The 12429-nt window shown below is 74.4% G+C and carries 7 protein-coding genes; 1 reads left to right on the forward strand and 6 read right to left on the reverse strand.

Annotation, left to right across the window (positions count from 1 at the left end; all coding sequences use genetic code 11):
• Positions 1–13: 13 nt before the first annotated feature.
• From ACIA5G_RS11890 to ACIA5G_RS11905, 4 genes are all read right to left on the reverse strand, one after another.
• Complete coding sequence (locus ACIA5G_RS11890) at positions 14–2752, reverse strand: AAA family ATPase (RefSeq protein ID WP_395922642.1); 2739 nt, start codon at positions 2750–2752, stop codon at positions 14–16.
• Positions 2753–2761: 9 nt separating this feature from the next.
• Positions 2762–5515 (reverse strand): AAA family ATPase, encoded by a 2754-nt coding sequence (locus tag ACIA5G_RS11895; protein ID WP_395922644.1) that lies wholly within the window; start codon positions 5513–5515, stop codon positions 2762–2764.
• 385 nt (positions 5516–5900) lie between these two features.
• Complete coding sequence (locus tag ACIA5G_RS11900) at positions 5901–8624, reverse strand: AAA family ATPase (protein WP_395922646.1); 2724 nt, start codon at positions 8622–8624, stop codon at positions 5901–5903.
• A 402-nt stretch (positions 8625–9026) separates the two neighbouring features.
• Positions 9027–9713, reverse strand: coding sequence for a LuxR C-terminal-related transcriptional regulator (locus ACIA5G_RS11905; protein WP_395922647.1), 687 nt, complete (start codon positions 9711–9713; stop codon positions 9027–9029).
• Positions 9714–10312: 599 nt separating this feature from the next.
• Here ACIA5G_RS11905 and ACIA5G_RS11910 point away from each other — a divergent pair.
• Positions 10313–10795: a DUF2087 domain-containing protein gene (locus ACIA5G_RS11910; protein ID WP_395922648.1), complete on the forward strand. Its 483-nt coding sequence runs from the start codon at positions 10313–10315 to the stop codon at positions 10793–10795.
• Here the strand turns inward: ACIA5G_RS11910 and ACIA5G_RS11915 are convergent.
• Both ACIA5G_RS11915 and ACIA5G_RS11920 read right to left on the reverse strand, forming a co-directional pair.
• Complete coding sequence (locus tag ACIA5G_RS11915; protein WP_395922649.1) at positions 10792–11730, reverse strand: sigma-70 family RNA polymerase sigma factor; 939 nt, start codon at positions 11728–11730, stop codon at positions 10792–10794. The genes ACIA5G_RS11910 and ACIA5G_RS11915 overlap by 4 nt on opposite strands.
• Before the next feature lie 76 nt (positions 11731–11806).
• On the reverse strand, positions 11807–12322 hold the full coding sequence (locus ACIA5G_RS11920) for a bifunctional nuclease family protein (protein ID WP_395922651.1): 516 nt from the start codon (positions 12320–12322) through the stop codon (positions 11807–11809).
• Between the last annotated feature and the right edge of the window lie 107 nt (positions 12323–12429).

Below are 12429 nucleotides of genomic sequence, written 5' to 3' on the forward strand. Positions count from 1 at the left end.
CGTGCCCCGGCCGTCAACCCGCCCGATGCCCCCGCATCGCCGCAGCCAACTGGGCCCGCCCCGAAATCCCCAGCTTCCGGTACGAGCTGGTCAGGTGCTTCTCCACCGCACGCACCGTCACCTGCAGCAGCTCCGCGATGTCCCGGTTGCGGCTGCCCGACACCGCCAGGTCCACCACCCGCTGCTCGGTCGCCGTCAGCGGGCCGCCGTCGGCAGGCTCGGCCGGCTCCGCGGCGGCGCGGATCAGCCAGGTCGCGCCGCACTCCGTGGCCAGGCGGCGGCCCTCCTCCAGGTGCTCGCGCGCGTCGGGGCCGGTGTCGCGCTCGCCGAGCGTCAGCAGGACGCGGGCCAGCTCCAGGCGGTCCGCCGAGCGGGCCAGCACCTCCGCCGCCTCGCGCAACAACGGCACGGCCTCTTCGTCGCGGTCGACGAGTGTGGCCCGGATCCGCAGGGCGCGGCCGACCATCACCGGGGCGCCCCAGGCGACCGCCCGGTCGACCTCTTCGCGCGCGATCGCCTCGGCGCGCTCCGGCTGGTCGGTCGCGGCCAGCAGCAGAGCGATCTTGCCGCGCACCGGCAGCAGCACGCTGTTGGCCCGGCCGGACCGCTCGACCTGGTGCGAGCAGTCCAGGAAGTACTCGATCGCCGCCGTGTGGTTGCCTTCGGTCAACGCGAGGCCGCCGTGGGCCAACGACTTCAACCACGGCTCGTGCTCCGGCTCGCAGTGCTCGACGACCAGCCGGGCCAGCGCCGGATCCCGTTGCTCGACGGCGATCTCGGTCAGCACGCGCATCGCCGTCGACGTGATGCCGAGCCGGCTGGGCCCGGCCGCGGTGAGCGCGGCCAGCGCCCGGTCGCGCGCCACCCCGAGGCGTCCCGCGGCGTACGCGGCCAGCGCCTGCCCGGTCCAGGCGACCAGCGTCGCCAGCTCCGGGTTCTCGTCGGGACCGCAAGCCGCGGCGAGCCACGACTCGACACCTTCGAGCGCGTCCGCCGCGGCCAGCACCAGCACCACGAGCGGCAGCGTCGTGTACATCTGGTTCGGGGAGCCGGGTTCGCGTTCCAGCACCTGCCGCGCCAGGTCCGCGACGACCTCGCGGGGCGCGGTGCCGGCGACGGTCATCAGGTGCAGCAGCACCGCCACCAGCTCCCGCTGGGCCGACGAACCCTGCGCGGGCGACGGCCCCAGCTCGGCCAACCGCTCGGCCGCCGCCTTCCCGGACCCGGGCTGGGTCCGTTCCAGGTACCGCAGGCGCGCCTCCAGCCGCAGCGCCGCCTCCGCCGCGTCCGGCCCCGGCTCCGCCTGCAGCTCCTCGAGCGTTCGCCTGAGCCGGCGGACGTCCGGGCCGAACCGCGGCCCGGTCACCACCGGCAGCAGGCCGAGCGCAAACGCGCGGTCCGCCGGGTCGCACACCAACCCCAGCGCCTGGTGCAGGTGCCGGTGCGCGGCCGGCAGGTCGTAACCGCGTTCGACGGCGGCGAGGTCGACCAGCAGCTCCGCGCGGTCGGCGCCGGGGTGCGCCAGCGCGTGCCGGAGGTACTGGGCCGCGGCGCGGGGCGCGGCGTTGGCCAGCGCGGCGCCGGCCGCGGTCCGCAGCACCTCGGCCGCCCACGGCTCGGGCTCGGCGACGGTCGCCAGCAGCTGCCGCCCGACCTGCTCCACCGGGCGGCCGTGGCGGTAGTAGACGTTCGCCGCGCGCAGGTGCAGCCGGTCCTGCTCGTCCGCGGTCAGCTGGTCGGCGATCAGGTCCCCGGTCATCGCCCCGGCGAACCGCAGCAGCCCGCTGCCGGTCGGGTCCTCGACGAGCCCGAGCTGCCGCAGCGTGCGCTCGACGGCGTCGAAGTCCGGCAGGTCGAGCCCGGCCACCTCGGCGATCACCTCCGCCTCGGTCGCCTCCCCGAGCGCCGCCATCGCCTTGGCCACCGTGCCGACCGCGTCCGGCTGGGCACGCAGGCACCTCGACAACCGGGCCGCGGCCGGGGACGGCCTGAGCGCAGCCAGCTCGGCGGCCGCGGACGCGACCGGGCGCAGGCCGTGCCCGAGCATCGTGTTGACGAGCGCTTCGAGCAGCATCGGCAGGCCGCCGGTCCGGCTGTGGCAGGTCGTGGCGAACGTGTCCTCGGGCGGTTCGCCGCAGCGGGCGGCGAGGTAGGCGTGCACCCCCGCGGTCGACAGCGGCGTGGCGTGCACCCGCCGCGCCGCCGCGTGGACGATGTCCTCGACGACGACTTCGCCCGCGCCACTGTCCCCTTCCAGCAGGGTCGCCACAACGAGGACCCGCATCCGCCCCAGCCGGTTCGCGAGGTAGGCGAGCCAGCGCAGCGACGCCGCGTCCGCCCATTGCAGGTCGTCCACGAGCAGCGCCACCGGGCCGCTGTTGTGCACCACCTTGGTGAACAGGCCCAGCAGCTCGTGCAGCACGAGGTGCGCGCGGCGCCCGCACGGGGGTGGCGGCGGGAAGTCGCGGTCCAGCCGCACTTCGGCGGGCAGCTCACCCCGCCGGCCGGACTCCAGCAGCGGGTCCAGCAGCAGCCGGACGACACCGTGCTCGACGTCGCGCTCCGAAGGGGTCGCCACGGTCCGGACGACCCGCAGGCCGCGGGCCGCCGCCTCTTCACCCGCCGCGTGGAGGAGGGCCGACCGGCCCGTGCCGAGCCCGCCGCGGACGACGACCAATTCACCTTCGCCCGCGCGGACGCGGGCGACCGCCGCGGCGAGCGCGGCCAGCTGTTCAGCGCGCTCGATCATCATGACGACGGATCAGAGCTCCTTGTCCAGCGCCGCGAACAGCTCGCGCAGCTCGGTCCGCCCGGTCACCTCGAGCTGCCGGTAGATCGCGGTCAGCCGCAGCTCGACGGCACGCTTGCTGATCCCCAGCTCGGCCGCCAGCTCGGCGTTGGACGTGTCCGCCAGCACCCGGCGGACGAGGTCGGCCGCGGCGGGCGGGAGCGACCGCCAGCGCCGGGACGCCGCGCGGTGGCTCGGCCGCGGTTTCGGCCGTTCCGACAGCCGTTTCCCGAGGTCGGCGATCCGCGCCGTCGCCCAGCCGAGCTGGTAGGCGGTGGCCAGCCGCTCGGCCTCGCGCAGCTGGCGGGCCACCCCGCCGGTCTGCCCGCGGTTGAGCTGCGCCGCGGCGAGCAGCAAGAGCGCCTCGACGTAGAGCACCCTGGCCGGCGACTGCTGGAGCGCGTTCACCGCCTGGGTCAGCCGGAACACCGCATCCTCGGAGCGGACGGCGACGCCGGCGCCGAGGTGGGTGCGCCCGATCGCGGTGCGGGTGCCCCAGGTCTGGGCCAGCTGCCACTCTTCGCTGATCATCGCCGCGGCGGTGTGCTCGTCGCCGAGGGCCTGGGCGGCGATGGCCACGTGGGATCGCCACGGCACCATGCCGGGGTTGGTCCAGCCCAGCGCGTGCATCCGCCGGCCGCACTCCTGGAACAGCCCGAGCGCGCGCTGGTGGCGTTTCAGGTCCAGCTCCAGCAGCCCGCGCATGAACAGCAGGTACGGCGTGGTGCTCCCGGAACCGGTGTCCCCGCCGGCCGCGTCGACCGCGCGCTGGGCGGCCACCAGGTCGCCGCGGGTGAGCGCCGCGGCGATCGCGATCGTGCTCAGCGCCCCGGCCACGGTCGGCGGCCGGCCACCGGGCGGGTCCGAGGCGGTCGCCTCGGCGAGCGCGTCTTCGGCGGCTTGGACACGGCCGCGCTGCAGGTGGATCCAGGCCCGGCCGGTCAGGGCCAGCACCACCGGCACGCGCGCGCCCGCGGCCGTGCCGGCGGCGATCACGGCGTCGTAGACCGAAAGCGCCTCCAGGACGTCGTCGGTCTGACCGAAGGCCGCGGCCAGCGCCAGCCGCGGCGCGTACAGCGAAACCCGTTCGGGCCAGGTCTCCCCCGCCCGCCGCGCCAGCCGCCGGGCGCCCCGGCTGTCCTGGCCGGCCATCGTGGTGAGCCACGCCGCCGCGGCCGCCTGCGCCGGGCTCAGCACCGCCGGGTCGACGTCCGCCATCGCGGGCACACCGAGGGTGACGGCGCCTCGGCCGGTCCCTTCGGCGAGCCAGTGCAGCGCGACGACGTTCGCGCGGTCGTCCGCACCCAGCACCGCGGCACTCAGCCCGGCCAGCTCGCGCAACGCGTTGTCACGATTGCCGCGCAGCAGCATCAGGTCCACTGCGGACAGTCGCGTTCGGACGGACTCGCCGTCGGCGGCCACCGGCGTGGCCCGGACCAGGCGGAGATCTCCGGTGAACGGGCACGACGACGCCTCCACCGTCTCCAGCTCCAGCCGCAACCGTGCCGCCGTGCCGTCCGGGGCGGGCTCGGCCAGCGCCCGCCGGTAGTAGCGGGCCGCCCCGGCGCGGTCACCCGCCTCCCGGCGGCGGCGCGCGGCGGTGTGCAGGGTTTCGAGCGCCCAGGTCTGGCCGACCGGCTCGGACCCGAGCAGCAGCTCGGCGACTTCCTCTTCGGGCGCCGCCCGGCGGTGGCCGAGCTCGGCGGCGGCGCGGCGCATCCGCGCCCGTTCCTCGGGGCCGGTCGCGGCCAGCACCCAGGTGGCGACCTCGGGGTCCATCGGCTCGTCCGGATCGGCGCCGACCAGCCCGAAGTCGGCGAGCACGCGCAGCGCCCGCGCGATCGGCATGCCCAGCGGGCCCGCGAGCGGGCGCAGGTAAGCCTCGTCGACCGTGCCGACGGCGGCGATCATCCGCACCAGCGCGGCAAGGTCGGCCGGCAGCCGCGCCAGCAGGCCCAGCACCCCCTCGCGACGGACGTCCGCGGTGATCGCCCCGATCTCACCCTCGCGACCCGGCCGCGCGGCCGAGCGCGTGAGCACCTCGGTCAGCAGTGCCGGATTGCCTTGGGTGGCCTCGTAAAGCTCACCCGCGGGCGGCCGCGGCGCCGGAACGGCGTGCACAACCCGGCGCACGGCCGCCGGGCTGAGCGGCCGCAGCCGCACGACCTGCCGCCGTTCACCCGGGCAGAGCGGCCCGGGCTCGTCACCGCCCGGCTCCGGCAGCCCGGCGTGCGCGGCGAGCAGCAGGACCGGAGCCTGCCCGCGCCGGCGCTGCAGGGCCGACAGCCAGGCGGTGGACCGCTCGTCCACCAGGGTGATGTCGTCGACGACCAGCAGCACCGGCCGGCGCCGGGCCGACTCGAGCAGCCGCTGGCAGAGCAGTTCGTGCAGCACCTGGACGTCCGCGCCGTCTTCGAGCAGAGCGGGCAGCCAGGGCACGGCGGCGAGTTCGGGAACACCGGCGAGCAGCTGGGACAGCAGCCCGTAGGGCAGTTCCGCCTCGGTCGCCGACCCGCGGGCGCTGAAGACCTGCAGGTCCCGCGCCTCGGCGAGCGCGGCGGTTTGGTCCAGCAGAGCGGTGCGCCCGCTACCGGGCGGCCCGATCACCAAGGCGGACCCGGCGCGGCCGCGTTCGAGATCGTCGAGCAGGTCGGTGAGGAGCCGGAGTTCGGTTTCCCGTTCGACGAGGTGCTCGGCGGAGGTTTCCAGCCGCCGGACGGCGCTCATCGGGAGACTCCCAGTTCCTGGGGGTGAGCGGCATCCGCAGCAGCCGATTCGACCTCGGTGTGCACGGCGACCGGCGGGATTCCGCGCCTGCCAACGGACTCCCTTGTCTCGGCAGCCAGGTCGGCTCGCGGCGCAGCAGAGCGATCGGCTCCTGCAGCCCCGCCCTCAGCACCCGCGGCAACCGGCCGGAATCCACGCACGGCACGGGATTCCGCACCTGCCGCCTCAGCACCCAACTCAGCCCGCGACTCACCACGGCGCTCAACACCCGACGCAGCCGAGCCAGCCCCGCGCTCATCACCACGCTCCGCCCCCGAACCGGCCGTCCAGTCCCAGCGCTCCGCAGCACACCCCGCACCCGCCACAACCCACCACCGCACCGAACTCACCGCGACACCCCCACCGCACCCGGCCGCACAACTCCGTCGGCCGCCTGCCCCAACGCCGCGGCCAGCTCTGCCCGGCCGGTGATCCGCAGCTTCCGATACACGCTCGTCAAATGGGTCTCCACCGTCCGGACCGTCACGAACAGCCGCTCCGCGATGACCCGGTTGCTCACCCCGCGCCCGGCAAGCCCCGCCGTCAACCGCTCAGCGGGGCTCAACGACGCCAACGGCGATGCCTGGCCCGGAATCCCCGCGTCCGCCGCGGTCTGCTGGGCTCGCCGCAGCAATCGCCGATCCCCACCCCGCAAGCTCAGCTCGACCGCCCGCCGCAGCCGGGCCCGGGCCGCCGCCGTGTCGCCCGCCGAAACCAGTGCGCGGCCCAGCTGGAACTCCGCCAGGGCCTCCTCGCGGCGGGCCGGCGAGCCCGCCAGGATCGCCGCCGCCTCCTCCAGCAGGCCGATCCGCGACGCGAGTGGCGCGGCGACCCCGGCGGCGAGCCGGGCCATGCCGACCGCTCGCGGCGTGCCCCACCGCTGCGCGGGCTCGGCACCCTGGGCGGCGAACTCCGCTGCCGCCTCGTGGTGTCCTTCGTCGGCCAGCAGGCACGCCGCTTCGAACCACCACGGGGCCAGCAGCGGGTTGGTGATGCCGACGTCGGCGAGGCTTTCCCCGCACCGCCGGAACTCCCCCAGCGCGGCGTCGTGGTCACCCGCCGCCCAGCGGACGCGGGCGTCCACCAGCTGGAACCACGGCCGCATCACCGTGTGCTCCCACAACAACGGCGTGTCCGCCTCGCGCAGCAGCCGGTCCGCCTCCGCGGTCTCGCCCTGCTCGGCCAGGATCGTCGCGAGCGCGATCCGCGGCACGACCCCGCCGGTGCGGCCTTCGGCCCGGCGCCCGAGCGCGTAGGCCCGCTCGGCGTCGGCCGCGGCCGCGGTCAGGTCGCCGCACCAGTGCCCGAGGAGGGCGCGGAAGGCCAGGTATTCGCTGCGCTGCGCGGGAACGAGCTCGATCACCCTGGTCAGCTCGTCCTGCGCCGCGTCGACCTCGTCGGTCAGCAGCAACGCCAGGACGGCCGCGCTGACGGCCGAGTCGTCGTCGGTCAGGTCGTAACCGCGGATCGCGCGCAGCGCCCAGTCGGCGGCCTGCCGCAGCCGGTCGCCGTCGAGCGCGGTGACGATCGCGCAGACGGCCAGGTGCCCCGCCTCCACCACGCCGTCGGGCACGCGGTCGTCGTCCGCCTGCAGCCACGTGCCGAGCTGCTGGAGGCTTTCCCGATCTTCGATACCCACCAGGCACCGCAACGCTTCCAGGTGTAGCCGCAGCTGCGGGTCGGCGTCGGCACCGAGCCGGGAGAGAGCGCTTTCCAGGACGCCCACGGCGGTGCGGCAACGCCGGGCGACCAGCGCCAGCCGGCCCAGCCGGACGGCGGTGCGCGCCCGCTCCACCGGGTCCTCCTGCAGTTCCAGCGCCCGATGCAGCAGGTCGAAGCCGCTGCCCGGCTCGATCCGCGCCACGGTCTCGGCGAGCTGCACGGCCAAGCCGGCGTCCCCGGGCCGGGCCGCCGACGCGGGGCGGAGGAAGCGCAGGGCGTCCCAGGGCGCACCCCGGTCGCACGCGCTGTTCGCGGCATCGCGCAGCAGGTCGATCATCCACGCGTCCAGCGCGCCGAGCTCGAGCACCTGCTCGGCCACGACTTCGGCCGGCTCGGCCGCGTCGCTCAGCAGGGTCGCCGCGGTGCGGCGCCACCGGTCCAGCTCGCTGGGCCGGACGTCCTCGAGCAGCCCGGTCCGCATCGGGTCGTGCCGGAACGCCAGCCCCTCGGCGGTCAGGACGTGCTGCGCCCGCAGCATTTCCACGGCCGCTTCGGCGGTGCGCAGCGGCACTTCGGCCAGGCGCGCCACCAGGAGCAGGTCCTGGCCGTCCAGCACCGCCACCGCCGTCGCGACGGCCCGGACGTACGCCGGGAGGCAGGAGAACAGCGACCGGACGAGGCCCGCGTCGACCGGCACCCCGGCCAGTGGCGCCGTCCCGGCCGCGACCTTGTTCAGGTCGTCCAGCATTTCCCGCAGCAGCAAGGGGTTCCCGCCGGACTGCTCGACGCAGTGCTGGACGAGCAACGCCCCGGCGCCGGGGCCGGCGACCTCGCGGGCCAGCCGGGCGACCGCCTCCGCCGGCAGCGGGCCGAGATCGAGAACTTCGGTGTGGTAGGAGGATTCGAGGTCCGACAGCCGGTCCGCGGCAGCGGCCGGGCCGGCGGCGCCCGCGCGGACCAGGACGATCCGCAGCGGCAGGCCGTTCGCGCGGCGGGCCAGCAGGCTCAGCCACCACAGCGTGGGTTCGTCACACCACTGGACGTCGTCGACGACGAGCACCACACCGGGCCGGTTTTCGGCCCAGACCGCAAATTCCGCGTACCACGCCTCGAAGGCGTGGGGTTCGGGGTCGGGCACCGGGGCGCCCGCGGCGTGCAGGCCGGCGATCAGGTTCCGGCAGGCCTGGCCGTCTTCGGTGCCGGCGGTCCGGCAGACGACGACGTCCCCGCAGGCGGCCAGCGCGGCGTCGACCAGGCTCGTCTTGCCGATGCCGACCGGGCCGCGCACCACGACGACGGTGGGGGTCCGGCGGGGCGCCCCGGAGCCCAGCCGCGCTTCGAGCCAACGCAGTTCCGCGTCGCGCCCGGCCAGCGTCGGCCCGGTCGTCGTGGCCTCCCGATCCACCATCTGCTGCCTCCCCGTCCTCCCGTCGGAGCCGATGCCGTCACGCAGAGCGCACGGTTCCTGACTGCTCTCATCTCATCGCGTGATCGACTTGCCGAACAGGGTGACGGGACCCGGCAGGGGTTATCCCTCACTACTCCGAGTGGCCTGCTCATCTGAGCGAGCCTGCGCTCGTCGCAGCGGGAAAAGATCTGGACCAATGTGGTCCCCCACCAGTAAAAACCATGATTGAGACCGGATTTTCAAAGATCAACTGCTCAAACGAGCGTTTTTGCGCGCACAACGCCGTTGCGTAATCAGTGTCCCGGGCACCGCCACCGGAGTGTGACGAGCACACCCCCCGGATGCCGTTCGCGAGACGGCCACCGGAGCGTCAGGTCCGCGCAACCACACGGCCGTCCTCGCTCAACTGGCCAGCCGAGAGTCCGGCACCCGGGGCGGCCACGTGGTGGAGTCCAGCAGCCCGGACGCGAAGGCCCGCGAGATCAGCTCGACGCGGTTGCCGGCCTTGAACTTCCGCTGCAGCCGGGCGACGTGGTAGTCGATGCCCTGGCGGCTCAGGTAGAACCGCGAGGCCATCTGCACACTCGAAAGCCCGCTGGCGATGCCCTGGAGGATCTTGGCCTCGATACCGGAGACCGAGCGCGAGCTTTCCGCGGTCGCGCTGCCGAGCCCGGCCGGCGCGGTTTCCGGCACCACCGTCAGCAGGATCGTGTCGCCGGGCGCCCGCATCCGGCCGGCCACGATCGTGACCCGGTCGACGCCGGCCGGCACCAGGCCGGAGACGCTGCCGCGGAACCGCTGTTCACGGCCTTCGGCGACGCGGCTCAACCGCTCACGCAGGTAGGCCGGGGCGGCGGCGACCAGTTCGGGGAACGGCTGCCCGAGCACCTCGGCGGACCGGCGGCCGAGCCAGCGGTAGAAGGCGGCGTTCGCACCGCCCAGCCGCAGCCCGGAGCCGAGCACGACCAGGGGCATGTCTGCCTCTTCGACGAAGTCGCCGATGATTCCGGGCCGCAGTCCGGGCAAAACGCGCCGGGGCGGGTCGCCGCGGTGGGTGGCGAGCGGGGAAATCGTTCGGATGGCGGCCATGGAAAGCCTCCTTCTCGTTGAGGTCCGATCGTCTGACAAAACCGTCCGACTCGAAGACGACGAGGCAAGACTACGAACGGCCGATCGGCAGGGTCAACGCATTCTGCTTGCCCGGGAGTGAAGTTCGTGGCCGCCCGAACCCGCCGTGCGGGACCCGCCGCACCGAAGGTTCGGTATCCCCGTTCCCGCAGCGGAATCCGCTGGTCAGCGCCCGGTTCGAGGCCTGCGGCGGGTGCGTCCCGTACCGAACACCCGCCCCCGCAGGCGCCGGGCCGGCAATTCGGCGCCCACAATTTCCTCATAATTCACGGGCTGCCGGGTGCGGGTGTTCGGGCAACCGGATTGCCCGTTCCCGCCCTCGCACCGACTTCTTTCCCCGGCGACGGTACCAGGAAGCGACCGGATACTTAACATTCATTTAAGGTGGATTCGAGAGGCATTCATGTTCGCCCGCACATATCGTCACCGCCGAATAGTGTCCACAGTGGACGGCAAAATGAGACGTTCCGGCGCTCGCTGTCCCACCCGGTGCCGGTGACCGGCAGCACCGGCTGGGGAAACCGGTGCCCGCCGGGCCGGTGCGCGAGTACCGTCCGGACATGACTTCACCGGAAGCGCTGGTCTCCGCCCTCGCCGACCCCGAACGCCTGCGCCTGTTCGCCCGGATCTGCACCGCGCCCGACGGCCTCCCCGCCGCCGAAGACCGCCCGACGGCGAAACTCGCGCAGCGCCTGATCGCGGCCGGTCTGGTCACCCTGTCCGGCGACCGCTACCACGCCGTCCCCGAGGTCTTCCGCGACGCGCTCGTGAAGACCCCCGCCGATCCGCTCGACGCGCTGTTCAGCCGCGGCCGGCTGGTCTCAATCCCGCGGCCGGGCAAGCTCCGCCACGCCCTGCTCGCCCACCTCGCCGAGCGGTTCGAGCCGGGCCGGCTCTACACCGAGCGGGACGTCCGCGAGAAGCTCTCCGCGGTCCACGAGGACTACGCCGCCCTCCGCCGCTTCCTCGTCGACGAAGGCCTGCTGCAGCGCAGCAACGACGGCGGCACCTACGGCCGCCCGGCGGAAGCCCGGAGCGCCTAGAGCACCGGCGGCAGGTCGAACAGGGCGAGCACGGCGGGATCGGCGAACACGACGTTGTGCGCCACCCGCCCGCCGCGCACCGTGATCACCTGCAAGGTGTGCAGGCGGTGGACGCCGGTTTTGTCGCGGCAGTAGGCAACCAGCGCCGGCCGGCCGTTCGCGGCGACGCGCGTCATGCGCCAGTCCGGGCCGCGCATCACGAACAGGCGTGTCATGAACCCGCCGTACCCGGCGCGCCCCCGGTACCAGAGCGGCACCGGCGGCATCTCCAGCACCGCGTCCTCGGTGAGCAGCCCGACCAGGCCCGCGACGTCGGCGTGCTCGAATGCGCGGACGTAGCGGTCCAGGACCGCCGCCACCGCGGTGTCGTCCGGTTCGGCGACGTCGTCCGCCGACAGGCCGCCGAGCCCCGCGCGAGCACGCTGCAGAGCGGAGTTGACGGCCGCGGGCGTCGTGTCCAGGAAGCCGGCCACCTCCGCCGCGCTGAACTCCAGGACGTCGCGCAGGATCAGCACCGCACGCTGCTTCGGCGGCAACGTCTGCATCGCCGCCAGCAACGCCAGCCGCAGGGTGCCCCGGCGGGCCAGCCGGTGGCCGGGGTCGTCCAGGCGCGCGTCCGGGAACGGCTGCAGCCATGGGATCTCGAACGACGGTGTCAGCGGCGCGTCCGGGTCCTCGCTCGGCCGGCCGAGCCCGGACGGCAGCGGCCGCCGCGCCCGCCCTTCCAGTGTGGTCAGGCAGGCGTTGGTCGCGATCCGGTACAGCCAGGTGCGCACCGACGCGCGGGCCGGGTCGTAACCCGCCCACGCCTTCCAGGCGCGGACCAGCGTGTCCTGCACCAGGTCTTCGGCCTCGTGCACCGAGCCGAGCATGCGGTAGCAGTGCACCAGCAGCTCACGCCGGTGCGGCTCGGTGCGCGTGCCGAAGTCCTGCATCGTTCTCCCGTCCGCCCGGATCCCCGGTAGGTATACCGGTACGGCGGGCGGAACTCATCGCTGCGGGAGAAAACGCCTACAGGTCGTCGAAGTCCTCCGGCCGCAGCCCGTCGAGCTCGGCGCGGAACCGCGCGACCTCGGCCTCGGTGTCCAGCACGTCGGCGGCCGGGCCTTCGGTCTCCTGCTCGATCTCGAGCTGCACGGACGCGACGTCGAGCACCTCTTCGGCGACGCTGATCGGGGCGCCCTGGCGCAGGCCGAGCGCGACCGCGTCACTCGGGCGGGCCGAGACACGGGTGCCGGAGGCCAGCACGAGCTCGGCGTAGAAGATGCCGTCCCGCACCTCGGTCAGCTCCACCGCGGCGAGGCCTTGGCCGAACGCCGCGAGCACGTCACCCAGCAGCTCGATCGTGCCCGGCCGCGGCTGCTCGATCTGCTCCCGCGCCCGCACGAGAGCCTCGGCCTCGCCGTACCCGATCATGATGGCCAGCCAGCGGCGGGCCCCCTCCGGCTCGCGGAGCAGCATCAACGGCGCCTCACCGGGCACCGGGACGGCCATCCCCACCACTTCGATCGCGATCACGCCGATCACCGCACCCTCCGTGTCGGGGACTCCTCCGCGCGCGAGGTACCCAGAACGTACGCGTTTGCAACGTGGTCCGGCCGCCAGTTTTTTCACGGCGGCTCTCCTGCCCTGCG

It is taken from the genome of Amycolatopsis sp. NPDC051758, assembly GCF_044453095.1.
Lineage (GTDB): Bacteria > Actinomycetota > Actinomycetes > Mycobacteriales > Pseudonocardiaceae > Amycolatopsis.